The sequence below is a fragment of the Candidatus Blochmannia sansabeanus (nom. nud.) genome (assembly GCF_059935345.1).
Map to the genome: position 1 here is coordinate 219,135 of NZ_CP011795.1, position 26,099 is coordinate 245,233.

The window sequence follows — 26,099 nt, forward strand, 5'->3', positions numbered from 1 at the left end:
CATGATAAAGTATTACTTACTGACAATACTTAATAAGTTTTTATACACATAACATTTAGTCTTCATTTATATGCATTCAAAATAAGTAATATTCTGAAATTTTAATTTCTATCTTTTTTAAAATTGTTTATAATATTTGATTATATAAATCAAATATATGGCATTTTCATTTCGTGATGGAATCTATATGTACAAAAATATTGATGATATTCGTCGGGAATTTCTTAATTTTTTTAAAAAAAAAGGACATGAAATTGTTTCTAGCAGTACTTTAATTCCTGACAATGATCCAACATTATTATTTACTAATTCTGGTATGAATCAGTTTAAAAATATATTTTTAGGTATTGATAAGCCGTTATTTAAGCGTGCTACGACCGCACAACGTTGCGTACGTGCTGGAGGAAAACATAATGATTTAGACAATGTTGGATATACTGAACGACATTTAACATTTTTTGAAATGTTGGGTAATTTTAGTTTTGGAGATTATTTTAAATATGAAGCTATCCAATTTGCTTGGGAATTATTAACTGATCGTAATTGGTTTAATTTATCTAAAAATAAATTATGGGTAACAGTACATATTAGTGATTTTGAATCTTATAATATTTGGATTAAACAAATAGATATACCCAACGAACATGTTGTTAGAATTGGTAATCATACAGATGATGTTTACGATTCTGATAATTTTTGGAAAATGGGAAACATTGGCCCTTGTGGGCCTTGTTCCGAAATATTTTATGATTATGGCGATCGATTTCAAGGAGACCCTCCTGGTAGTTTAAAAGAATTTGGAGAAAGATATGTTGAAATTTGGAATCTAGTATTCATACAATTTAATCGTCAATCGAATGGGCGTCTTTTGTCACTTCCTATGTTATCAGTAGACACCGGGATGGGTTTAGAACGCATTACTGCGATATTACAGGGAGTGCATAGCAGTTATTCCATTGATATATTTAAAAAATTGATATCTTCTATATCTCAAATTATTAACGTTAGTGATGATAATACTAATAGATCTTTATATGTGATAGCTGATCATATTCGTACATGTTCATTTTTAATTCAAGATGGGGTTATACCTTCAAATGAAGGACGTGGTTATGTGTTACGCCGTATTATCCGTAGAGCTATTCTTCATGGAAAAAAATTAGGTACAAATAATATTTTTTTCTATAAATTAGTCCTCCCTCTCGTTAAATATATGCAACATTTATCTGATAAATTATATGAAAAAAAAGACTTTATAGAAAAAATATTACTTAATGAAGAAAAATTGTTTGAAGATACTTTAAAAAAAGGTTTAAAATTATTGGAAAAAGAATTGGCATTATTAAAAGGAAATATTTTGAATGGTGAAATAGCATTCAATTTATACGATACTTATGGATTTCCTTTAGAACTAACTAAAGATATTTGTTTAAGACGTGGTATACACGTAGATCAAGTAAAATTTGATAAGTCTATGTCGAAACAGAAAAAAAATGCGAAAGAATCAAATAAATTTGATATAATTAGTGAAAATATATTACTTCGTAATATATCAAATACGTTTGTTGGATATCGTGAACTAACTTGTAGAACTAAAATAACAGCATTATATCACACAAATAAGCCAGTAAACAAAATATATACAGAAGAAGAAGGAATAGTAATTTTGAAGAATACTCCTTTTTATGGAGAATCTGGAGGTCAAATTGGAGATGCTGGTCAATTGAAAACTATATCTAGTTTATTTCAAGTTACTAATACAAAAAAATATGGACAAACAATAGGTCATTTTGGAGTAATGAAAGGTGGAGCTATTAGTGTAGGAGAAGAAGTAATTGCACAGGTAGATCAATATAAAAGGAAATATATTTCTTTAAATCATTCTGCTACTCATTTATTACGCGCTGCGTTATGTCAAGTACTCGGATCTCACATAGTACAAAAAGGATCATTAGTAAACGATCAATATTTACGTTTTGATTTTTGTCATCGTGACATAATAACACCGGTACAAATTGATACGATAGAGAATCTTGTAAATAAACAAATTTGGCACAATTTTTCTATTGTGGCTGACATGATGCCAATAGAAACTGCTCAGAGCAGCGGAGTTGTGTTGCTTATAAATAAGCAATATGAAAAAATAGTACGTGTTATAAAAATGGGAAATTTTTCTGTTGAATTATGTGGAGGGACCCATGCTAAAAGTACTGGAGAAATTGGGATATTTATCATTACTAAAGAATCTAGTATTGCTTCTGGTATTAGACGAATTGAAGCAGTAACTAATGATACGGCGTTATCTGTAATACATCAATATAAAAAATTACTTAAAAATATTTTTACTTTGACACGAAGTGATAACAAAAATATTTTAAATAAAATACATGAATTCAAATCTCATTGTCAAAAATTGGAAAAAGAAACAGAAAATTTAAGAAATAAACAAATTATGCACGACAGTTTATCTTTCATTAAGGAAATTTATTATATTAAAGATGTACAAGTTTTAATAAAACAAGTTGAAAATATGATGCTAAAGCCATTGACTAATTTAATAGATTGTCTTAAAAGCCAACTAAAATCAGGAGTTATTATTCTTCTTAATATTAATAAGAATAATAAAATTAGCGTAGTAATAGCTGTAACTAAAGATTTAATAGAAAATAATCGCATAAATGCTTTAAATTTAGTACATTCAATTATAAATACCCTTGGGGGAAAAGGTGGAGGAAAACCTCATTTTGCTCAAGTCGGAATTAGTAATATTGTAAATACGTCCAAAATTTCTACTAAAATAGACCACTTGTTGCATAATATATTATAAATAATTATGTAATATACTAAAATTATTTTAAGAAAAACTATTAATATATTGTTATTGTCAAAGCAGGATACATAGAATCTTTAATGCCATTAAAGTATTATATAAAGATATTTGTTTTATATTATTACATATTGTAAAAACAGTAAAAACGTTAAGAATTACGGCTATTTGAATTTTTCAAGGAGTAAAGGATGCTTATTCTAACTCGACGAGTTGGTGAAACTCTTATCATCGGAGATGAGATTACAGTAACTGTATTAGGTATTAAAGGGAACCAAGTTCGCATTGGTGTAAATGCTCCTAAGGAAATATCTATACACCGAGAAGAAATTTATCAACGTATTAAGGCTGAAAAATCACAACAAACTTTATGCTAAAGTTATTATTTTCAAATAAATTTTCTGTACAGATAGTAATTTTATGATTAAAAATTTAGTTGTAAATTGTATAAAAACAACGTAATGTGACAGAAAATTTTTGATCATAAAAATAAAAACGAGTTGAATGAAGAAAATAAATGAAAATATTTGGTGAGGTGGCCGAGAGGTTGAAGGCACTCCCCTGCTAAGGGAGTATATAGTTTTAGCACTGTATCGAGGGTTCGAATCCCTCCCTCACTGTTAGCAGAAATGATGCACCCGTAGCTCAATTGGACAGAGCACTCGGCTACGAACCGAGAGATCGGAGGTTCGAATCCTCTCGGGTGTATTTATATAGTATTTAGTTTTACATATATAAAATAGCTATTTAATTCTAATTATATAGATATTACTATTAAATTTTAATTGTTATTAAATAATGCAAAAATATTAATAATTGCAATTAATAATTACTTATTGTGATTTTTATAATTGAATTTATTATAATATCTACTTTTAATTTGAGTAACTGAAATGTTTGAAAACTTATCCAGAAAAATATCACAATCAATAAGTAATATTATTGGTTCTGGTCGTTTAACAGAAAATAATATTAAAGACACTTTGAATACAGTTAAAATTTCTTTATTAGAAGGCGATGTTGCATTATCTGTCGTACACAGTTTTATTAATACTGTTAAAGAAGGAATCATTGGAAAAAATATAAATAAACATTTAACTCCAGGTCAAGAATTAATTAAAATCATGCATGCTTCTCTAGTAAAAATTATGGGAGAAGGAACACATGATTTAAATTTACACACCCAAATACCTTCACTAATATTAATAGTAGGATTACAAGGTTCTGGAAAAACTACTACTGTTGGAAAACTGGCCAAATATTTAAAAAATAAAAAAAATAAAAAAATATTAGTGTCATCAACTGACATATATAGACCAGCAGGTATACAGCAACTAAAATCATTAGTAGGTTCTGAAGATATTAGTTTTTTTTCAAATTATAATATTAGCAGTAAACCAATTGATATTGCAAAAACTGCGATTGTCGCATCAAAATCATTATCTTATGATGTCTTATTAATAGACACTGCTGGTTGTTTAGATACAGATTGTACTTTACTTGCAGAACTTGCTGAAATTCATAATACTGTTCATCCAATAGAAACTTTATTCGTTATAGATTCTATGATTGGACAAGTAGCTGTTAATACCATAAACGTATTTAATAAAATTTTACCATTAACTGGAATTATTTTAACTAAATTAGATGGAGATTCACGTGGGGGTGTAGCTTTATCTATTAAATATCTTACTGGTAAACCTATAAAATTTATAGGAACAGGAGAAATGATTGATGAATTAGAACCTTTTAATGCATATAGAATAGCTGGACGTATACTTGGGATGGGTGACATACTTTCATTAATCGAAGATATTGAACACAAAACAGAATGGGTTAAAGAAAAAAAATATACCGATAAAAATAATACAAATTTTAATTTATGTGATTTTTTAGGTTATATAAAACAAATACATAATATGGGAGGAATTAACAAAATAATAAGCAAACTACCCTCTAATTTAGGAATTAAATTAAATGATATTCAATCACATGCTCATGACAATACATTTATACATATAGAAGCTATAATCAACTCTATGACTATTGAAGAACGCCTAAATCCAGATATAATTAAAGGATCCAGAAAAAAACGTATTGCTAATGGATCTGGAGTAAGCATACAAGATGTTAATAAGTTACTACATAAATTTAATAATATACGTATTACAATACAAAAAATAAACAAAAATGAAGTATTTAAGGTAATACGTACATTAAAAAATAAAATATCATCTAAATTTACAATTGGTTAAACATAGTTAATATGCTAAATTAATAGTTAAGTTATATATTATGTACATGCATCACAAATCTAATTACTTTTAATTTTCAGTTCAGGTAATGTATCTATGGTAAGAATTAGATTAGCACGAGGAGGCTATAAGAAGGCTCCTTTTTATCACATAGTTGTTACTGACAGTAGAAATGCACGTGACGGTCGATTTATTGAGCGTATTGGATTTTTTAATCCAATTAAATTTGGAAATAACAAAAAACTACATATAAATATAGAACGAGTAAAGTATTGGTTACATAAAGGAGCAAATCCATCTAAACGTGTTTCAAAATTAATAAAAATTTATAAATAATAATGCAATATGAAATATGAAAAAAGTATTATGACAACAACACCTATTACTAATCCTATAGTAATAGGAAAAATTGTGGGTACGTATGGTGTATTAGGATGGATACGAATCATTTCTTTTACTGAAAAAAGTGATAATATATTTTTTTATAGCCCATATTACGTCATCATCCAATCTGAATGGAAATCAATTTATTTGGATAAATGGAGATTACTTGGGAAACGTTATATCGCCAAGATACGGGAAGTATCGAGTAAGGAATCTGCTCAATTATTGAATCATTGTGAAATAATTATAGATGAAACACAGTTCCCTCATCTAAATACTGATGAATATTATTGGAAAGATTTAATAGGATGCACAGTAATTACAATAAAAGGAATTTTTTTAGGAAATATTATTAGCATAATAGAAACCACAGCAAATGATGTTTTAGTAGTAAAAATGAATCAAAATAAATTTACTGGAATAAAGAATTGTCTTATTCCGTTTCTTATAAAGAGAGTTATAAAACATGTTGATCTTATTATGCGTACTGTGACTGTAGATTGGGATCCTAGTTTTTAATTACTAATGAAATTAAAATTTTAAAAAATATGTGGTTAGGTGTAATTACTTTATTTCCAGAAATGTTTAGCTCTATTATTAATCATGGTATAACAGGGCGATCAATTCGAAATGGAATTATTTCGATAAAACTATGGAGCCCACGCGAATTTACACATAATCAACATCGCAGTATAGATGGCCGTCCTTATGGAGGAGGGCCGGGTATGGTAATAGCGATTGAACCTCTAAGAAATGCAATTAATCAAGCTAAAAGTGAATTAGGAAACGACATTAAAGTAATTTATCTATCCCCTCAAGGAAAAAGACTAAATCAGCGATATGTGCGTAGATTAGCATCTGATTGCCAAAAACTAATTTTGGTTTGTGGTAGATATCAAGGCATTGATGAAAGATTAATTCAAACAGAAATTGATGAAGAGTGGTCAATAGGGGATTATATCCTTAGCGGAGGAGAATTAGCTGCAATGGTATTAATCGATGCAATGTCTAGAGTCATGCCTGGTGTACTAGGCAATCAAGATTCAAAAGAATCGGATTCTTTTTCTAAAGGAAAATTAGATTGTCCACACTATACGCGACCAAAAATTTTTGAAGGAATGAAAGTACCATCAGTATTATTATCAGGCAATCATAACAATATTGCTCGTTGGAAACAAAAACAATCTTTAGGTCGTACTTGGATTAAAAGACCAGATTTACTGAATAATATACAATTAACTGACGAAGAAAAAGAGTTGCTTGCTGAATTTAAAAATGAACACTGTTTATCATGAATAAAATTAAGGAAATAACATGATATATGAATTAATAAATAATTTTGAAAAAAAACAAATAAAAAAAAATATACCTCACCTACATGCAGGTGATTCAATAGAAGTGAAGACTTGGATCATAGAAAATAATAAGAAACGTTTACAAACTTTTGAGGGTGTAGTTATTGCTATTAAAAATCGTGGATTGCATTCTTCGTTTACTGTAAGAAAAATTTCTAGCGGAGAAGGCGTAGAACGCGTTTTTCAAACACATTCTCCTATTATTGAAGAGATTAAAATTACACAATTTGGTTTTGTTCGCCGCGCTAAATTATATTATTTACGTAATCTCAGCGGAAAATCTGCACGTATTAAAGTAAAAATCCGTGCAAATCCATGAAATGCTTTTCATCTTATGAAAGAATTAATATATATCAATAATATTAGTATTTACCACTCAATTAAATATCTTACAATTAGTATTTCTTTACTTACTAAGATTAAAATTGCAATGTCCACCCAATTATAGTACAATGCTAAAAATGTATAATACGTGCTATATATATAGAATCTTAATTTTAATAAATTAAACTAGCAATCTATCACATAGGCAATAATTTTATTATTAATCAAACCCCACACAAATTAAAAAATTAAATAAATTCAATTAATCAATCTATAATAATTTATTAACGATTATAATATAAAACTATATTTACATTAGTTTTATATGTGTATCATAATATAGCTATATCTCATCACTTTTAATTGATTATTTAGTACTGTAGATTTGTACTATGACATCTTATTATATTAAGGTTAATAATATGCAGAACAACGAGCGTAATAGTGTCTATACTTGCGACACGTACCCAATCATTACTCCTAAGCAATTAAAAAATCAATTTCCTATAACACATGTAGAGCAACAAACCATTGTTGATTCTCAAGATGTAATTATAAATATTATTCATAAACGTGATCCACGTTTTTTAGTAGTATGTGGTCCTTGCTCTATCCACGATGTTAATGCTACTTTCGATTATGCCAATAAACTAAAAACCTTATCAATGGATTTACAGGATCAACTATATATTGTTATGCGAGTATATTTAGAAAAACCTCGTACTCATATCGGTTGGAAAGGGCTAATTAATGATCCGTATATGAATGGTTCTAATGATATTGAATTAGGATTAAAAACAGCTCGAAATTTGCTGGTACAATTAATAAAAATTGGATTACCACTTGCTACCGAAGTATTAAACCCAAATATTCCCCAATACATTGGGGAACTCTTCAGTTGGTCATCTATTGGAGCGCGTACCGCAGAATCTCAAATACATCGAGAAATAGCTTCTGGATTACATACGCCTATAGGATTTAAAAATAGTACTAACGGTAATTTTTCTAATGCAATCAATGCAATGCGTGCTGCAATGATGCCTCATCGCTATATTAGTATTGATCAATTCGGGCAAGTATGTTTGCTACATACAAAAGGCAATCCTAATGCTCATATAATTTTGCGCGGAGGCAAAAACCCTAATTACTATCCAGCAGATGTTATCTGCTGTGAAAAAAAAATAATAGAAGCAGAAGGATTACCATTGGCATTAATGATAGATTGCAGTCATGGCAATTCTAATAAAGATTATCGTCGTCAGGTTAATGTAGCACAATCTATTTCAGATCAAATTAAATATGGAAACCGTTCTATTATCGGTTTAATGATCGAAAGTTATATTCACTCCGGGAATCAATCTATAAATTTCTCGTCTTCATCTTCTACAGTACAGTACGGGGTATCAGTCACTGACGCTTGTATAGATTGGGAAACAACTCAACACTTATTATATAATTTATATAAAGAATTAAAACCATTTCTTATACAGCGTATATCAGGAGCCGAAACGGCATGATAAAGGAACTGAATATTTTACGAAAAAAAATTGATAAAATAGATCAAGATTTATTAAAGTTGTTATCTAAACGACTTTCTTTAGTCTCCGAAATAGGAGAGATAAAAAGTCGTTATGGATTATTTATTTATGCACAAGATAGAGAAGAAATAATAGTAACCTGTCGAAGGAAAGAAGCAATAAAATTAGGTATTTCCCCAGATTTAATAGAAGACATATTACGCCGCGTCATAAGTGAATCTTATTGCAATGAAAATGAAAAAGGATTTAAAACATTATGTCCGAATTTAGGGCCAATTGTTATAATTGGAGGGAATGGGAAAATGGGACAGTTTTTTTATAAAATGCTAACTTTATCAGGATATGAAGTACGAATTTTAGATAAAAACGATTGGACTCATGCAGAATCGATTCTAACAGATGCTGGAATGGTAATAATCAGTGTTCCTATTCATTTGGTTACTAATGTTATTTGTAAATTACCATATCTATCTCATAACTGTATTATAGTAGATTTATCATCTATAAAAAAAATATCTTTAAATGCTATATTGTCTACACATAGCGGACCAGTTGTAGGACTACATCCTATGTTTAATCCAGATCACGGAAGCATGGTGAAACAAGTAGTCATTTGTTGTGAAGGACGTTATCCAGAAGCGTATCAATGGTTATTGGAACAAATACAATTATGGGGTGCAAAATTATATTTTTGCAATATAACAGAACATGATCAGTATATGAGTTTAACACAAGGATTATTTCATTTTATTACTTTTATAGCAGGATATTATTTATTAAAAGAAAACATTAATTTAAAAAAAATATTATCTCTTTCTTCTCCAATATTCCGATTAAAGTTAATAACAATAGGACGGTTATTTGCTCAAGATCCACAATTATATGCAGATATCATAATGACCTCAGAAAATAATCTAATATTAATCAAACGTTATTATAAAAGACTCGGTAGAATGCTAACATTATTAGAACAAAATAAAAAACAAGAATTCATTGATCAATTTAAAAGCATTCAAAATTGGCTGGGTATATATACTGATCTATTTCTTACAGAAAGTCGTAAAATATTACGTCAAATGAATCACATGAAAAAATAATATATAAATTTAATAATAATTTAAATGACACTAACTAATTTTTATAATTATTTTTATTAAAATCATATTTATCTAGATTAAAAAAGTCTGCCATATAAAATTAATTATTTAAAATTTAAGATATTATTTCGAATATAAGAATATACATATTCTTATATTCGACAGCTACGTTTCTCAAGAATAGATATATAACTATTTCTCATTTATAACTGCATGTGGTCAGTCTTATATGAAAAACATATTAGTATCATCCTTCAAAAATACTCGTTATACATAAATATACTATTTAATATAGTATACAAATTTATTTTTATTGTAGTTCCGACTTATACTAGCAGTTGACGTACATTGATAACAACCTAATATTTTTAATGAAGATGAAATTTTCTGTAATTCAATTAAAACTTGTTGTGTATATATATCATTTATATGCGCCATCATTTCAATAATAATTATGTTGTCTGATTTACTATATGATAAAAACCGTGGTTTTAAATGAGTTGTTTTAATATTATAAAATTGTAATATTTTTAATATTTCACATAATTTTTCTGATTGCTGACTAATAGAGATAATAATCATAGTTTTTATGGCTGTAGAATTATTGATAGCTTCAATGTATGTATTTTTTAAGATAATAAATCTAGTTGTATTTTTATAATAATTAGATAAATTATATTTCAACAATGAATGTAATCCATAAACCGAGCCTCCTTGTATACTTCCTAAAGCCGCTAAATTAGATTGATTTAATTTAGCTACTGTTTCCATAGCCGCTGAGCTGCTTTCACAGAATACAATTTTCCATTTCGAAAAATGTTTTAAAAATTGACTACATTGTTGAACAGGTTGTGGATGACTATATATAATCTGAATTTGATTTATGTCAGTATTACTATTAACTAATATACAATGGTTGATAGGAATAGTAATTTCATCTACTAATAATAATCGGGTGTTAAGTAATAAATCACATACTTCGTTAATTAAGCCAGAATTAGAATTCTCAATAGGAACTACGCCATATTCCACATGACGACATTCTACTAAAGTAAAAATATCATTAAATCTTTGGCAACTACATTCTATCACTTGCTCAAAATGACAATTCGCATATTGCATAGCAGCAATATGCGAATAAGAACCCTTAGGACCTAAAAATGCTATATGCGCTATAGATTGGTAAATCATAATAATACTCATTTACTGTAATATTTTAATGTTTACAGATAGTATCTGCACAATAATTGCAATTACCATAACGATATGTTAAAAATTAACACTTAAATTGTAAATATTATACATACTTTATATTAATAAATATTTTAAATATTTGTTTCATTCTATATATATAAAATATAATAAGTATTATTAAAAACCATGTTGAATCAATATATTGGATTAGCAGCAATAATTTTTCCTACTTTGTCAGCTTGATCTGGCAAACATATTTTTTGATAAGCTTGTTGCATATAATATAATGCTTTATGAGTAGCTTGAGTATCTGGGAAAAAATATAACATTTTTTCTGCACGAACTATCACTGATATATAAGCATTTTTTTTAGCATAAAATTTTATAATAGCAAGTTCATATTCAGCTATTCTATTTTTTAAAAAAATTAAGCGTCTGTAGGTATCTGAAAAATATTGACTATTCGGATATTTATGAATAAGTGTTACAAAACTATGGAATGCTGTACGCGCATACTTCGGATTGCGATCAAACCAATTTATATTTAGATACTTTATTAATGTTTTATTGTCTTCATCTAAACACATATTGACTACGCCGTGCATATATAATACATAATCAAAATATTTATGATTAGGGTATAATTTGAAAAAACGTTTTATATAATTATTTGCCAATTTGAAATCATTTAATTTATAATAAGCATAAATTAAATCTAAATAGATTTGTTGTGGACAAGGATCAAATAATTGTAAATTTTGTAAATTTACTAAATCTTGAACCGCTCCTTTATAATCAGCGTTATATAATTTATTTTGAGCAAGTTTATAAAGATTATAAGCAGAACAATTTATAGTTCGATCAGATGCAGTGGCATAGGAAGTTATAATCATATTGACAATGATCATAATCAATGTATAAATCTGTACATATTTCATAAAAATTTTATTAATACTCCATGTTGTATGTAGATATTAATAAATCATATATAATGAATTCATTTTTAACGAAAAATCATATAATAATTTAATGAAATTTAATTATTCAACCATATGTTAATACAATGATATCTGAATACTATGCTATAGAACCTATAGTTGTACAGAAATCTCAATCTGGGAAACGATTAGATTGTGTTCTGTCTGAATTATTATCAAATCATTCACGTTCTCAAATAAAATGTTGGATTCTTTCTAAAAAAGTAAATGTTAATAAGCAAACAATTATTATACCTAAAAAAAAAATGATGGGCGGTGAATTAATTGAAATAAAAAATATTCTTCATATTAAGAATAGTAGCATAGCTCCTCAAAATATCCCTCTTGAGATTGTATACGAAGATAATGATATTGTGGTAATAAATAAATCAAAAAATATGGTAGTTCACCCAGGAGCTGGTAATTATTCAGGTACCATATCAAATGCTTTATTATATAAATATCCATCTATTATCAAAGTTCTTAGAACAGGCATTGTTCAGCGTTTAGATAAAGATACTACTGGTTTAATGGTTATAGCTAAAAATGTTATTTCATATCATCACTTATTACAACTATTTAAAAAAAAAAAATTACTAGAGAATATGAAGCCATAGTTTTTGGAAGATTTATACATAATGAAGGAATTATAAACGAACCAATTAGAAGGCATACTATTCATCGTACTCGCATGGCAGTGAGTCCTATGGGAAAATCAGCTATTACACATTACTATACTATAGAAACATTTAATATGCATACTAGGATTCGAGTACGTCTTGAAACCGGAAGGACTCACCAAATTCGCGTACATATGGCTCATATTAATCACCCATTATTAGGAGATCAGAAATATGGAAAATTAACTTATTCTGTTAAAGGTGTATCCAATGAACTCAATGACTATCTGCGTATTTTTAATCGACAAGCATTGCATGCAACCATGCTACAATTGTATCATCCTGTTACTAAAATTAAAATGAAATGGATTATACCTTTGCCTCAAGACATGATAGATCTAATAGATATATTACGAAAAACATAAGAATATGTGAAACGATACCATTTATTTGCAAAAAGACTTTGTTCGGATATCCTGTTTATTATAAATCTTAATCTGACTATTCAGATGGTATCATATAAAAATAATTACGTTAAATTAATTATAATTACATCTCATACATATAATAAATTACATATACATACTTGAGTATGTGCAACATGTATTTCATGTTTAGCGATTTATATGCTTGAATTTTAAGTATTTAATCTCCACATTACTATGATTGATACTAGCTAAATGAATATGATTTGGCGTTGTATTTTGTTATAAGAAGACGATAGACATTATGCGATTAGATCATTTTACTTATCATTTTCAATTAGCGCTTTCTGATGCTCAATCTATAGCGCTTAAAAAAGATAATCAATTTGTTGAACCTATGCATGTGATGCTTGCTTTTTTAAAACAAGAAAGCGGATCAGTATATCAACTATTAGTACGCGCTGGGTCTAATCTTTCTCAGTTAACTAAGTCAGTTGAACAAGCATGCAATTGCCTACCAAAAGTAGAAGGTATTGGAGGAGATATTCAATGTTCACGTGATCTAATTAAGATATTAAATATATGTGATAAATTATCACAAAAATACAATGATACTTTCATTGCATCAGAAATGTTTATTTTAGCGGTTATTGAGTCTGATGGAATATTAAATGATTTATTAAAAAAATCTGGAGTGATTCTAGAAAACATAAAAAAATCAATAAATTATATACGTAATAATTACTTAGTTAATAATCAAAAATCAGAATCTCAACGTCAAGCATTACAAAAATTTACTGTAGATATAACAAAATTTGCAGAAAAAAATAGTCTTGATCCTGTTATTGGTCGAGATGAAGAAATTCGTCGTACTATTCAAGTGTTACAGAGACGTACTAAAAACAATCCTGTTTTAATTGGCAAACCCGGAGTAGGAAAAACTGCTATTGTAGAAGGATTAGCACAACGCATTATCAATGGTGAAGTGCCAGAAGGATTAAAAAATAGTCGCATATTGGCGTTAGATATGGGGGCGTTATTAGCAGGATCAAAATATAGAGGAGAATTTGAAGAACGTTTAAAAAACGTGTTAAATGATATATCTAAAAAAGAAGGCAGTATTATTTTATTTATTGATGAACTGCATATTATGGTTGGAGCCGGTAAAACCGATGGAGCAATGGATGCGAGTAATATGCTTAAACCAAGATTAGCTAGAGGTGAATTACATTGTGTGGGAGCAACTACACTTGACGAATATAATAAATATATTGAACAAGATGCAGCTTTAGAAAGACGTTTCCAAAAAATATTTGTTGCTGAGCCTAGCGTTGAAGATACTGTAGCTATTCTTCGTGGATTAAAAGAACGGTACGAATTACATCATAATGTTCATATTACTGATCCAGCAATAGTAGCTGCCGCAACTTTATCATATCGATATATTTCTGATCGCCAACTGCCGGATAAAGCTATTGATCTGATTGACGAAGCTGCTTCTAGCATTCGCATACAAATAGATTCTAAACCAGAAGAATTAGATAGATTAGAACGACGTATCATGCAGTTAAGATTAGAACAACAAGCATTAAAAAAAGAATCAGATAACGCTAGTATGAAACGGTTAGAAGTATTAACCGCTGAATTAATGCAAAAAGAACAAGATTGCGTTGCCCTTGAAAAAGAGTGGAAAAATGAAAAGATTTACTTATCTAACGCTCAAAACATTAAATCTGATTTAGAACAAGCTAAAATTGCAATTGATAAAGCACGTCGTATTGGTGATTTAGCTCGTATGTCTGAACTGCAGTATGGTACCGTGCCTGAATTAGAAAAAAAATTATCAACAGCGTTACGATATAATAAAAAAATACGTTTTCTACGAAATTGTGTTACTGATGTAGAAATTGCTGAAGTTCTATCTCGATGGACTGGAATTCCCGTTTCTCGGATGTTAGCTAGCGAAAAAGACAAATTATTACATATGGAACATGCTCTACATCAATTAGTTATTGGACAACATGAAGCAATACAAGCAGTATCTAATGCTATTCGTAGAAATCGTTCTGGATTATCTGATCTTAAACGTCCGATCGGTTCATTTATGTTTTTGGGACCGACTGGAGTAGGTAAAACTGAATTATGTAAAGCATTGTCTATATTTCTTTTTGATACTAATCATGCAATAGTTCGTATTGATATGTCTGAATTTATGGAAAAACATTCTGTATCAAGGTTGTTGGGAGCTCCTCCTGGTTATGTTGGGTATGAATCAGGGGGATATTTGACTGAAGCAATACGACGTCGCCCATATTCTATTATTTTATTAGACGAAATAGAAAAAGCACATATAGAAATTTTCAATATATTGCTACAAGTATTAGATGATGGACGATTAACAGATGGACATGGACGAACAGTAAATTTTAGTAATACTGTGATTATTATGACATCTAATTTAGGATCAGATTTAATTCAAAAAAAATTCGGAATCATAAATTATCAAGAAGTAAAAACTACAGTATTAGATATAGTTAATCGAAATTTTAGACCAGAATTTATAAATAGAATAGATGAAATTGTGGTATTTCATCCACTGAGCGCTGAACATTTGATCAAAATTGCTAATATTCAGTTACAACATCTATGTAATCGTTTAGAAGAAAGAGGATATCCTAATACTAATATCACCAATAAAGTTTTAGTATTTTTATCAAAAGTTGGATTTGATCCATTATACGGTGCTCGCCCATTAAAACGCGCTATACAACAACATATTGAAAATGAATTATCTAAAAAAATTTTATCTGGAGAATTACTACCAGGTAAGAATATTACCTTAGATGTTATAAAAAATGCAATTGTTTTTCTGCAGTAATTGATAATTAATTTAAAACATACAATTACCTACCCAGGTATTGTTGGAAGAAATTATTAAAAAATTTAATTATCTTGGTGTAAATTTAAGTTTAATTTGATTCATTAGTACTTAGTTATTATTTGATGTAGCCAATTAATTACACGTACAAAAATTATCATATTAATTTATATATCATGTCATATAGTATAACTATATTGTATCTTTTACATCAAAAATATACTAAATTATCTTTATAGTTTCAAAAATATTAGAATTAATATTCTATAACGTTCGATAAAAATAAATATATATATATATATATATATCAGAATATATGATTTCTAAGTGCAATGAACTTTATATAAAGTTATTTATTAAAAATTTTTTATATTCATAATATAAGTATATATCTTATATTTTGTTAAAAACAAATATATGAATCACTGCATTCAATTAAAATCATTAAATACTTTTTCAATTGGGGTATTTGCTAAACATGTAGTAACTGTGAATAATGAATATGATTTACTAAGGTTTTGGAAAAAAGCTTATAATAAAGGAAATCCTGTTCTTATTCTAGGAGGTGGTAGTAATATCTTATTTCTAGAAAACTATATTGGAACAATATTATTAAATAGGATAAAAGGTATTGTCATTACCGAAAATAAAGTGGCGTGGAAACTGCACGTTGGATCTGGAGAAAAATGGCATGAATTAGTAACTTATACTATGAATAAAAATATACCAGGTTTAGAAAATTTAGCTTACATTCCAGGATACGTAGGAGCTGCCCCAATTCAAAATATCGGAGCTTATGGTGTTGAGTTATCTCAAATATGTGAATATGTAGATGTTATAGATTTACATAACGAAAAGAAAATTCGTTTCTCTCATTCCGAATGTAATTTTCGATATAGAGATAGTATTTTTAGAAACCGTTTAAAAAAATACGCTATCGTGTCTGTTGGGCTAAAGTTAAATAAAAAATGGAAACCAGTACTAGATTATCATGAATTAATTCATTTAAATAAAGATTGTGTCACGCCGCGTCAAGTTTTTAATTTTATTAATATAATTAGACAAAAAAAATTACCAGATCCTATTGTAGTAGGAAATGCTGGTAGTTTTTTTAAAAATCCAATAGTGGATGTTAGCGTAGCACGTTGTTTATTTAAAATTTATCCAAATATGCCTCATTATTCTCAAAAAGATGGAAAAATAAAATTATCAGCAGGATGGTTAATAGAACATTGCCAATTAAAAGGTTGCGTGTTTGGAGAAGCAGCAATATATTCTAAACAATCATTAGTATTAATTAATCGTAGAAAAATAGCCACTGGAACCGAAATTGCAGCATTAGCTCTTTTTATATATAATCAGGTTGCAGATAAATTTCATATTTATCTGCAACCTGAAGTTAGATTAATTGGAAAGTATGGAGAGATAAATCCAAAAAAATTGTTTATATAATAAGTGGTGAACATGTTTATGTTCATTAAAAACTTAAGATTATATATGTTTTTATAATTTTTATCATATATACAATTTATCAATTGATCTTTAATTACTAAAAATTAAATAAATATTAAAATATAAACGTCAATTTTATTTTTTGAAAGTTTGAAAATTTTGTTAATACCTAACGACAACAATAGTTTATTCACATATTCTCCTTTATTAAATGAACTTAAGATTTTAACACGATTACTTGAAGGTAAAGTAATCGTGTTAAACGAAGTGCATTCAACAAACCAATATATAATAGATAATATTCCATATATAAGATCCGGTGATGCTTGTGTTGCGGAATACCAAACACAAGGAAGAGGAAGGAGAGGAAAAATTTGGGTTGCTCCCTTTGGAGAAAATATTTGCTTATCCATTTATTGGGCATTAAATAAAATCCCCCTAGAAATTACTGAACTCAGTATAATGATCAGTATCGTTGTAGCAAGAATATTAAAGAATTTAGGCGCATCTCAAATTAAAATTAAATGGCCTAATGATTTATATATCTACGGAAAAAAATTAGCAGGGATATTAATTGAAATTATAACACGTACTGATAACATCACTCATATAATTATAGGTATTGGTATTAATTTATCTATACGTACAAGTATAATATTAAATAATAAAATTGGTAAGGATTGGATTGCTCTAAAAGATATTGGAATAATGCCTGATCGAAATATTTTAGTAGCAACTCTTATTAACACATTACATAAGAAATTAAAAGATTTTATGCGTTTTGGATTTAACCCGTTTATTGCCTACTGGAAAATTTTTGATTATTTATATAACAAACCAGTAACATTGTTAATTGACGATCGTATAATATACGGCACAGCTCTTGGAATAAACATGCATGGAGCATTAATAGTAAATCAATCAGATTTAATAAAGCATTATTCAGGAAATAATATTTCTGTTTATCTATCCTAAAATCCAAATTTTATTAAAAGTTTCCTACTAGAATGGGACACATGATAAAATCATACATATTAATTTTTTCGTAAAAACTATTTTTATTAATAAAAATTACAAAAAAATAAAAAATTATTATTTCTTTAATCACTATTATTTTCTCAACTGAATATTATCTACTGTATGATTAATGCCTTTTTTCAAAATTACATTTGCTCGTTCACGAGTAGGTAAAATATTTTTTTTTAAATTAAGTCCATTTATTTTAGCCCATATCTTCAACGCTATAGAAATAACTTTTTTTTTAGATAATTGAGTATAACGATAAAAATAAGAATTAGAATGAGAAAAAGTAGTACGATAAAATTGTAAAAATCTATCAATATACCATTTTTGTAGTAAATATTCTGGAGCATCGATATAAATAGAAAAATCAATAAAATCAGATACAAAAACACAAGGTAAATTATAATTATAATCGTAGTTGGTTTGTAAAACATTTAATCCTTCTAAAATAAGAATATCTGGCTTATAAATTATCTGTTGAACATTAGGAATAATGTCACATTTTATATGAGAATATACAGGAATCGTCATTGATCGTACTTCTCCAGATTTAATTTTTGAAATAAAATTTACCAAGCTAGCAATATCATAAGATTGTGGAAAACCCTTTTTTTTTATTAAATGTCGTTTTTTTAATATTTTATTAGAATATAAAAATCCATCAGTTGTCACCAATTCTACAATACGATGTTCAGGCCATCTACTAAGTAGCGCTTTTAATATTCTAGCTGTAGTACTTTTTCCAGCAGCAACACTGCCAGCAATACCAATAATATATGGTATACGTTGTTCCTGAGTGTTCAAAAATTGCCCTAAAACATTTTGTCGTCTTATATTTGAATGAATATATAAATTAAGCAATCTAGATAATGGTAAATAAATTTCTACTACTTCGTTTATAGAAATATTATCATTTATATTTCGTAAATTTAGAATTTCTTTTCGAGATAATACACCATTGGTATTATCTAAAAAAGATGCCCATTCTTTACGATTAAAAGTTAAAAATGGTATATAGGAAGCATGTAACATATTGTTTCTATTATTACAAAATATGTAGATAGGTACTTTATATAATTAAATCTTCTATTTTAATCCTTGATCAGAATAGAAGATTTAATTATAATTACATATTATAATTGAAGTGTTATAAAACGTGAAAATAATTTATGTTTATAAAATAAAACTCTATTTTTTAAAATATTTTGAGTACTTTAATTACATTAAATATTATAGTACAATAAAAGTTTTAGTATGTATTCATCAAAATAGAATAGTGCTCGTTTTGTTAAATAATAATTAACATGATGCCGGTGTAGCTCAATAGGAAGAGCAACTGATTTGTAATCAGTAGATCAAAGGTTCGAATCCTTTTGCCGGCATCTGCAAGATTATGATGGGGTTCCCGAGTGGCTAAAGGGAGCAGACTGTAAATCTGCCGTCGTAGACTTCGAAGGTTCAAATCCTTCCCCCATCATATATGTTAATTTTATTATTATTTATTGTTATATAGTGGGCATTGTATAATGGTTATTACCTCAACCTTCCAAGTTGATGATGTGGGTTCAATTCCCACTGTCCACTTTATATAAAGTGTGGTAGTATTATGCTGATATAGCTCAGTTGGCAGAGCACACCCTTGGTAAGGGTGAGGCCAGCAGTTCGAATCTGCTTATCAGCATTGACATGTGTCTTTTCCATAAAGAAATTAACAATTTTATAATAAAAAGATGATCTGAATATAATAAATAATTTTTAATTATAAATTATATATATACAATACTAACACTGCCATTTAGGAGCTTTTATGAAAGGAGATGATCGTCTTATTATTCACCTTAATAATTTACTAAGCGATGAATTAATAGCCGTAAACCAATATTTTTTACATTCTAAAATCTTTAAGAATTGGAGATTAAAACGTCTTCATGATATAGAATATCAAGAATGTATGGATGAATTAGATCATGCAGACCTTTATACAGAGCGTATTTTATTCTTAGAAAATACGCCTACCTTAAAAAAAATTGATTCTTTAAAGATTAACAAAAATATTGAAGATATTTTGCATGCTGATCTTAACCTAGAATATCATAGTGTTGACAATTTACGTAAAAGTATCAAATATGCTGATTCAATACAAGATTACATATCTAAAGATATAATGATAAAAATTCTTAATGATGAAGAAAAACATATTGATTTTTTAGAAACAGAATTAAATCTTATAACAAAAATTGGTATGCATAATTATATACAATCCCAATTACGCAAATGATTTTTTATATTATTAAAATTACTAAAAATTATCAAAAATACGTTAAAAATTTTTATTCCAAATTGATCTTGTTTTTTATGTGGTTACTGGTACACTAAGTTTACGTGGCGCTTCTTTTGTAAAAATAGAGTATAACTAATTACTGTATTACACTAAATATAAAATACTATTTTACGCATTAAACGTAGTGGAACAGAAAATATTTTAACTTCAGCTCTAAACTAGGAGACTGCAAAGTATCAACAGTATATATACAAATTTATTCACAAATAATTCATTTTTGGAGCTATATATTTAAATATGCAGAATCAAAGGATACGAATTCGCTTAAAAGCATTTGATCACCGATTAATAGATAGATCAACTGTAGAAATCGTGGAAACTGCCAAACGTACTGGAGCCCAAGTACATGGACCTATTCCATTACCTACTAAAAAAGAAAGATTCACTGTTTTAATTTCTCCACATGTTAATAAAGATGCAAGAGACCAATATGAAATACGAACTCACAAGCGTTTAATAGATATTGTTGAGCCTACTGATAAAACAGTAGATGCTCTAATGCGTCTGGATTTAGCAGCAGGAGTAGACGTACAAATTAGTCTTGGATAAAATAGTAAATTGTATGGCTTCGTATACACAAAATAAATGAAAATTTTATTTTAAAATAAAAAGAGGTTATATCCGGAATAATGAAAGGTTTAATTGGTAAGAAATTGGGTATGACTCGACTATTTAATAAAGATGGCGTATCTATTCCTGTCACCATGATTGAAATAACACCTAATCGTGTAACACAAATAAAAAATATAAAAAAAGATGGATATTTCGCAGTACAAGTAACTACTGGCATTAAAACAATTAAATATGTTAATAAGCCAGAAATGGGACATATGCTAAAATCAGGAATTGATCCTGGTCGTGGTTTGTGGGAATTTCGTTGCAAGAACGAAGAAGAAATATCAGTAGGAGATATCATTACTATACAAATTTTTATAGATGTTAAAAAAGTCGATATCACAGGAATTTCCAAAGGAAAAGGATTTTCAGGCACAATAAAACGCTGGAATTTTCATATGCAAGATGCAAGTCATGGAAACTCTTTGTCACACAGAGCTCCTGGGTCCATTGGACAGAATCAAACTCCTGGTAAAGTATTCAAAGGTAAAAAAATGGCAGGACAGTTAGGAAACTACAGAGTTACAATACAAAATCTGGATATTATAAATGTTGATGTGAAACAAAATTTATTACTAGTTAAAGGTGCTGTTCCAGGAATAATTGGTGGTAATTTAGCTATTAAAAAATCCATTAAAGTACAATATTAAAGAGAAAATGTAAATGGAATTAAAAATTAAAGACTTTACAACTGATATAAATATATCAGATGCAACTAAATTTTCTGTATCTGATGAAATTTTTGGATGCCCTTTTAATCCAGAATTAATACATCAAGTTATTTCTGCTTATTTAATTAATTCTCGTCAAGGCACAAGATCTCAAAAAGGGAGATCAGAAGTTTCTGGTTCTAATAAAAAACCTTGGCGTCAAAAAGGAACCGGAAGAGCTCGTGCTGGATCAATAAAAAGCCCCATTTGGCGTTCTGGAGGAGTAACTTTTGCAGCTAAACCTAAATTGTACAACCAAAAAATAAATAAAAAAATGTATCGGGGAGCTATAAAAAGTATTTTATCTAAATTAGTTCATGATGATCGTTTGTTCTTAATAAGAAATTTATTTATAGAACAACCGAAGACTAAATTGCTATTAGAAAAATTGCAAAAAATAACATCAAAAAAAAGTATATTAATTTTTACTGATTTTTTAGATAAAAATTTACTCTTAGCATCACGTAATATTTACAAAATAGAAATACGTACTGCAACACATATGGATCCAGTGAGTTTAATAAATTTTAATACCACTTTAATTACTGATACTACTATAAGAAAAATTGAGCAGCAGTTAATATGATTTATCAAGAGCGTTTATTAAAAATATTAAGATCTACACACGTTTCTGAAAAAACATCCATGACATCAGAAAAATATAATATTTTTGTTTTTAAAGTAGCAAGATATGCAACTAAAACGGACATTAAAAATGCTATGAATATGCTATTTTCAATAAAAATAAATAATATAAATACTGTAGTTATCGCAGGAAAATCTAAAGGCACAGCCAATAACCTCGGTCGTCGTAGTAATTGGAAAAAAGCATATGTTGTTTTAAAAAAAGATCAAAAAATAGATTTTATTAATGCAATCGAATAGATAAACATGGAAAATTAAAAGACATGCCTATTATCAAATGCAATCCAACTTCTCCAGGTAGAAGACATGTTAACAAATTAGTTAATCTTGATTTATATAAAGGCAGTCCTTGTTCTTCACTATTATCTAATAGCATTCATAAATCAGGTGGGCGTAACAATTATGGTCGTATTACTGTACGCCATATCGGAGGGGGACATAAAAAACGTTACCGAATAATTGATTTTAAACGTAATAAAGATGGAATTCCAGCCATAATAAAAAACTTAGAATACGATCCAAATCGTTCAGCAAATATAGCATTGATTTTGTATAAAGATGGAGAACGTCGTTATATTTTGGCGCCAAAAAATATAAAAATAGGAGATGAGATTATCTCTGGACTACATGTTCCAATAAAACCAGGAAATTCCTTACCCATGAGTAATATCCCAATTGGATCTTCCATTCATAATGTAGAAATGAAAATAGGAAAAGGCGGGCAATTGGCACGTTCTGCAGGATCCTATATACAAATTGTAGCCCGCGATGGAGAATACATGATTCTTAGACTACGATCCGGCGAAATACGTAAAATTCGCTGTGAATGCCGAGCAACTATAGGAGAAGTTGGTAACTCTGAACATATGCTACGCATGTTAGGTAAAGCTGGAGCAAATAGATGGCGTGGCACTCGTCCTACCGTACGTGGCACGGCCATGAATCCAATTGATCACCCTCATGGAGGGGGGGAAGGTAAAAATTTCGGGAAACACCCCGTGTCTCCTTGGGGAACGCAAACCAAAGGAAAAAAAACACGTAATAATAAACGTACTAATAGATTTATATTATCTCATCGAAAACAATAAAATTTAGAGATTTAGGAAAAATTAATGCCTCGTTCTATTAAAAAAGGTCCGTTTATAGATCTGCATCTTCTGAAAAAAGTAGAAAAAGCAATAGAAATAGGTGATAAAAGACCTATTAAGACCTGGTCGCGACGATCAACAATATTTCCAAGAATGATTGGGTTAACTATATCAATACATAATGGACATAAACATATACCTATATTCATTTTAGATGAAATGGTTGGGCATAAATTAGGCGAGTTTGCCCCCACTCGTACATATCGTGGCCATTCAGTGGATAAAAAAACAAAAACCATTGTTAAAAAATAATTATAACATTAAAATAGATTTACTATAGGGAATAATTTGGTATGCAAACAATTGCTAGGTACCGTTATATTCGTTCTTCTGCCCAAAAACTTCGCATAATAATTAATATGATTCGAGGGAAAAAAGTATCTCAGGCACTTGATATTTTAGAATATACCAATAAGAAATCTGCAAAATTAGTCAAAAAGACTTTAGAATCTGCTATCGCTAACGCAGAACATAATGATGGGTTAAATTTTAATAATTTAAAAATTATTAAAATTTTTGTTGATAATGGGCCTACTATTAAAAGAATCATGCCACGAGCTAAAGGACGATCAGACAAAATTATGAAACGAACAAGTCACCTTACCATAATGGTATCTAATTAAAAATATATTTAAATGGATGGAGTATTACAAATGGGTCAAAAGGTACATCCGAATGGAATACGGTTGGGTATCACGAAAACATGGCATTCCACTTGGTATGCAAATAATAAAGATTTTTCTGATAACTTAGGAAACGATTTTTCGGTACGTCAGTTTTTAGAAAAAAAACTCTCAAAAGCTTCAGTATCTCGTATAATTATTGAGCGCCCTGCTAAAAGCATAAGAGTAACTGTTTATACAGCTAGGCCTGGGCTCATAATTGGAAAGAAAGGAGAGGATATTGAAAAATTACGTAAGAATATAGCAAAAATTTCTGGAGTTCCAACACAACTAAATATTGCTGAAGTTCGTAAACCAGAATTAGATGCTAAATTATTAGCTGATAATATAGCATCTCAACTAGAACGCAGAATAATATTTAGACGGGCAATGAAACGAGTTGTACAAAGCGCTATGCGTTTAGGTGCAAAAGGAATTAAAGTAGAAATAAGTGGTAGATTAAGTGGCGCTGAAATTGCTCGTACTGAATGGTATAGAGAAGGACGTGTTCCGCTACATACTTTTCGTGCTGACATCGATTATAGTCTTGCAGAGGCACAGACTACATATGGAGTAATTGGAATTAAAGTGTGGGTATTTAAAGGTGAAATTTTAGGAGATATATTACCTACTACAACAGGTTACCCAAATCAATCAATCAATCAATCAACTAAAAAATACAAAAATAGCACATAAAGGATAGTAATAGGATGTTGTTGCAACCAAAGCACACAAAATTTCGTAAAATGCACAAAGGGCGTAATCGAGGAATCATAACAAATGATAGTATTAGTTTTGGAAAATTTGCTTTAAAAGCTACTAGTCGTGGACGATTAAAATCCTGTCAAATTGAAGCTGCACGGCGTGCTATAAGTCGTGCTATAAAACGTCAAGGACAAATTTGGATTCGCGTCTTCCCAGACAAGCCTATCACTAAAAAACCTCTCGAAGTACGAATGGGAAAAGGAAAAGGAAATGTAGAATATTGGGTAGCATTAATACAACCAGGAAAAATTTTATATGAAATAAATGGAGTACCAAAAGAACTTGCATATAATGCTTTTAAATTAGGTGCTGCAAAATTACCAATTAAAAGTACTGTAATAGGAATATAATGAATAAAATAACAGAACAACCATTAAATAAAAAAAAAAAGAATACCTTTACTTCATGTAAAGAAGAACTGATAAGCGTATTACGTGAATATTTTAATTTACGTATACAGGCAAAATCGGGTCAATTAAAACAATTACACTTATTAAAAAAAGTGCGCCGTAATATAGCATCTATTAAACATTATTTGTCTAATAATAAAAATATGTAAAAGGAGAATATTTCATGGTTGATAGGATTCGTATCCTGACAGGTCGTGTGATTAGTAATAAAATGAACAAATCTGCTGTTGTTTCTGTTGAACGCTTAATTAAACATTCAACATACGAAAAGTTTATTAAACGCACCACTAAATTACATGTGCACGATCCTAATAATGAAACTAATATTGGAGACATCATTGCAATACGAGCATGTCGCCCCATCTCTAAAACAAAATCTTGGATACTAACTTCTATTATCAAAAAATCAGATTTTTTTTAAATACAATATAATATATAATCAATAATAGATTAT

Annotated in this window: 27 protein-coding genes, 6 tRNA genes and 1 pseudogene; 31 read left to right on the forward strand and 3 right to left on the reverse strand. The window is 28.7% G+C overall.

Features of this window, described 5'->3' with window-relative positions:
• Positions 1-187 precede the first annotated feature (187 nt).
• From alaS to tyrA, 11 genes are all read left to right on the forward strand, one after another.
• A complete protein-coding gene (gene alaS, locus Bsans602_RS00865) occupies positions 188-2,827 on the forward strand; it encodes an alanine--tRNA ligase (RefSeq protein ID WP_500837377.1) in 2,640 nt (879 codons plus the stop codon).
• Between the two features lie 191 nt (positions 2,828-3,018).
• A complete protein-coding gene (gene csrA / locus Bsans602_RS00870; RefSeq protein ID WP_250236520.1) occupies positions 3,019-3,204 on the forward strand; it encodes a carbon storage regulator CsrA in 186 nt (61 codons plus the stop codon).
• Positions 3,205-3,356: 152 nt separating this feature from the next.
• Positions 3,357-3,447: transfer RNA gene (locus Bsans602_RS00875), tRNA-Ser, on the forward strand.
• Between the two features lie 14 nt (positions 3,448-3,461).
• Positions 3,462-3,535: transfer RNA gene (locus tag Bsans602_RS00880), tRNA-Arg, on the forward strand.
• A 185-nt stretch (positions 3,536-3,720) separates the two neighbouring features.
• Positions 3,721-5,082 carry a signal recognition particle protein gene (gene ffh, locus Bsans602_RS00885; protein WP_500837235.1) on the forward strand — a complete coding sequence of 454 codons (1,362 nt, stop codon included), beginning with the start codon at positions 3,721-3,723 and terminating at the stop codon, positions 5,080-5,082.
• 96 nt (positions 5,083-5,178) lie between these two features.
• Positions 5,179-5,418 (forward strand): 30S ribosomal protein S16, encoded by a 240-nt coding sequence (gene rpsP, locus Bsans602_RS00890; protein WP_500837236.1) that lies wholly within the window; start codon positions 5,179-5,181, stop codon positions 5,416-5,418.
• Between the two features lie 9 nt (positions 5,419-5,427).
• Positions 5,428-5,985 carry a ribosome maturation factor RimM gene (rimM, locus tag Bsans602_RS00895; protein ID WP_500837237.1) on the forward strand — a complete coding sequence of 186 codons (558 nt, stop codon included), beginning with the start codon at positions 5,428-5,430 and terminating at the stop codon, positions 5,983-5,985.
• Positions 5,986-6,014: 29 nt separating this feature from the next.
• A complete protein-coding gene (gene trmD / locus Bsans602_RS00900; RefSeq protein WP_500837238.1) occupies positions 6,015-6,761 on the forward strand; it encodes a tRNA (guanosine(37)-N1)-methyltransferase TrmD in 747 nt (248 codons plus the stop codon).
• Between the two features lie 19 nt (positions 6,762-6,780).
• Positions 6,781-7,140: a 50S ribosomal protein L19 gene (gene rplS, locus Bsans602_RS00905; protein WP_500837239.1), complete on the forward strand. Its 360-nt coding sequence runs from the start codon at positions 6,781-6,783 to the stop codon at positions 7,138-7,140.
• A gap of 427 nt (positions 7,141-7,567) precedes the next feature.
• A complete protein-coding gene (locus tag Bsans602_RS00910; protein WP_500837378.1) occupies positions 7,568-8,662 on the forward strand; it encodes a 3-deoxy-7-phosphoheptulonate synthase in 1,095 nt (364 codons plus the stop codon).
• On the forward strand, positions 8,659-9,780 hold the full coding sequence (gene tyrA / locus Bsans602_RS00915) for a bifunctional chorismate mutase/prephenate dehydrogenase (RefSeq protein ID WP_500837240.1): 1,122 nt from the start codon (positions 8,659-8,661) through the stop codon (positions 9,778-9,780). The genes Bsans602_RS00910 and tyrA overlap by 4 nt, the downstream gene beginning before the upstream one ends.
• 282 nt (positions 9,781-10,062) lie before the next feature.
• Here the strand turns inward: tyrA and Bsans602_RS00920 are convergent, their stop codons facing one another.
• Both Bsans602_RS00920 and bamD read right to left on the reverse strand, forming a co-directional pair.
• On the reverse strand, positions 10,063-10,971 hold the full coding sequence (locus tag Bsans602_RS00920) for a prephenate dehydratase domain-containing protein (RefSeq protein WP_500837241.1): 909 nt from the start codon (positions 10,969-10,971) through the stop codon (positions 10,063-10,065).
• 197 nt (positions 10,972-11,168) lie between these two features.
• Entirely contained in the window at positions 11,169-11,867 is a 699-nt protein-coding gene (gene bamD, locus Bsans602_RS00925; protein WP_500837242.1) for an outer membrane protein assembly factor BamD, read from the reverse strand.
• A 170-nt stretch (positions 11,868-12,037) separates the two neighbouring features.
• Between bamD and rluD the strand changes: the two are divergent.
• From rluD to Bsans602_RS00945, 4 genes and pseudogenes are all read left to right on the forward strand, one after another.
• Positions 12,038-12,996: pseudogene (gene rluD / locus Bsans602_RS00930) on the forward strand (23S rRNA pseudouridine(1911/1915/1917) synthase RluD).
• A gap of 304 nt (positions 12,997-13,300) precedes the next feature.
• Positions 13,301-15,874, forward strand: coding sequence for an ATP-dependent chaperone ClpB (gene clpB, locus Bsans602_RS00935; protein ID WP_500837243.1), 2,574 nt, complete (start codon positions 13,301-13,303; stop codon positions 15,872-15,874).
• Positions 15,875-16,291: 417 nt separating this feature from the next.
• Complete coding sequence (gene murB, locus Bsans602_RS00940) at positions 16,292-17,326, forward strand: UDP-N-acetylmuramate dehydrogenase (RefSeq protein ID WP_500837244.1); 1,035 nt, start codon at positions 16,292-16,294, stop codon at positions 17,324-17,326.
• Positions 17,327-17,476: 150 nt separating this feature from the next.
• Entirely contained in the window at positions 17,477-18,301 is an 825-nt protein-coding gene (locus tag Bsans602_RS00945; RefSeq protein ID WP_500837245.1) for a biotin--[acetyl-CoA-carboxylase] ligase, read from the forward strand.
• 135 nt (positions 18,302-18,436) lie between these two features.
• Here Bsans602_RS00945 and coaA read toward each other — a convergent pair whose 3' ends face one another.
• Positions 18,437-19,381 carry a type I pantothenate kinase gene (gene coaA, locus Bsans602_RS00950; protein WP_500837246.1) on the reverse strand — a complete coding sequence of 315 codons (945 nt, stop codon included), beginning with the start codon at positions 19,379-19,381 and terminating at the stop codon, positions 18,437-18,439.
• A 277-nt stretch (positions 19,382-19,658) separates the two neighbouring features.
• Between coaA and Bsans602_RS00955 the strand changes: the two genes are divergently transcribed.
• The 16 genes from Bsans602_RS00955 to rpsQ all read left to right on the forward strand — a co-directional run bounded on the left by Bsans602_RS00955 (position 19,659) and on the right by rpsQ (position 26,066).
• Positions 19,659-19,731, forward strand: a tRNA-Thr gene (locus tag Bsans602_RS00955).
• 13 nt (positions 19,732-19,744) lie between these two features.
• Positions 19,745-19,826, forward strand: a tRNA-Tyr gene (locus Bsans602_RS00960).
• 35 nt (positions 19,827-19,861) lie between these two features.
• Positions 19,862-19,933 (forward strand) — tRNA-Gly (locus Bsans602_RS00965).
• A 24-nt stretch (positions 19,934-19,957) separates the two neighbouring features.
• A tRNA-Thr gene (locus tag Bsans602_RS00970) sits at positions 19,958-20,030 on the forward strand.
• Between the two features lie 126 nt (positions 20,031-20,156).
• Complete coding sequence (gene bfr, locus Bsans602_RS00975) at positions 20,157-20,627, forward strand: bacterioferritin (protein WP_500837247.1); 471 nt, start codon at positions 20,157-20,159, stop codon at positions 20,625-20,627.
• Positions 20,628-20,927: 300 nt separating this feature from the next.
• Positions 20,928-21,239, forward strand: a complete 312-nt coding sequence (gene rpsJ / locus Bsans602_RS00980) for a 30S ribosomal protein S10 (RefSeq protein ID WP_250232109.1) — start codon at positions 20,928-20,930, stop codon at positions 21,237-21,239.
• Between the two features lie 80 nt (positions 21,240-21,319).
• Positions 21,320-21,955: a 50S ribosomal protein L3 gene (rplC, locus tag Bsans602_RS00985; protein WP_500837248.1), complete on the forward strand. Its 636-nt coding sequence runs from the start codon at positions 21,320-21,322 to the stop codon at positions 21,953-21,955.
• 13 nt (positions 21,956-21,968) lie between these two features.
• A complete protein-coding gene (gene rplD / locus Bsans602_RS00990; protein WP_500837249.1) occupies positions 21,969-22,601 on the forward strand; it encodes a 50S ribosomal protein L4 in 633 nt (210 codons plus the stop codon).
• Complete coding sequence (rplW, locus tag Bsans602_RS00995; RefSeq protein WP_500837250.1) at positions 22,598-22,900, forward strand: 50S ribosomal protein L23; 303 nt, start codon at positions 22,598-22,600, stop codon at positions 22,898-22,900. Before rplD ends, rplW begins: the two co-directional genes overlap by 4 nt.
• Before the next feature lie 23 nt (positions 22,901-22,923).
• On the forward strand, positions 22,924-23,748 hold the full coding sequence (gene rplB, locus Bsans602_RS01000) for a 50S ribosomal protein L2 (RefSeq protein ID WP_500837251.1): 825 nt from the start codon (positions 22,924-22,926) through the stop codon (positions 23,746-23,748).
• Between the two features lie 24 nt (positions 23,749-23,772).
• Positions 23,773-24,060 carry a 30S ribosomal protein S19 gene (gene rpsS, locus Bsans602_RS01005; RefSeq protein ID WP_500837252.1) on the forward strand — a complete coding sequence of 96 codons (288 nt, stop codon included), beginning with the start codon at positions 23,773-23,775 and terminating at the stop codon, positions 24,058-24,060.
• Between the two features lie 41 nt (positions 24,061-24,101).
• Positions 24,102-24,431: a 50S ribosomal protein L22 gene (gene rplV / locus Bsans602_RS01010; RefSeq protein ID WP_500837253.1), complete on the forward strand. Its 330-nt coding sequence runs from the start codon at positions 24,102-24,104 to the stop codon at positions 24,429-24,431.
• Positions 24,432-24,461: 30 nt separating this feature from the next.
• Positions 24,462-25,166: a 30S ribosomal protein S3 gene (rpsC, locus tag Bsans602_RS01015; protein ID WP_500837254.1), complete on the forward strand. Its 705-nt coding sequence runs from the start codon at positions 24,462-24,464 to the stop codon at positions 25,164-25,166.
• A 17-nt stretch (positions 25,167-25,183) separates the two neighbouring features.
• Positions 25,184-25,585, forward strand: a complete 402-nt coding sequence (gene rplP, locus Bsans602_RS01020) for a 50S ribosomal protein L16 (RefSeq protein ID WP_500837379.1) — start codon at positions 25,184-25,186, stop codon at positions 25,583-25,585.
• Complete coding sequence (gene rpmC, locus Bsans602_RS01025; RefSeq protein WP_500837255.1) at positions 25,585-25,794, forward strand: 50S ribosomal protein L29; 210 nt, start codon at positions 25,585-25,587, stop codon at positions 25,792-25,794. Before rplP ends, rpmC begins: the two co-directional genes overlap by 1 nt.
• 14 nt (positions 25,795-25,808) lie before the next feature.
• Complete coding sequence (gene rpsQ, locus Bsans602_RS01030; protein WP_500837256.1) at positions 25,809-26,066, forward strand: 30S ribosomal protein S17; 258 nt, start codon at positions 25,809-25,811, stop codon at positions 26,064-26,066.
• Positions 26,067-26,099: the final 33 nt, after the last annotated feature.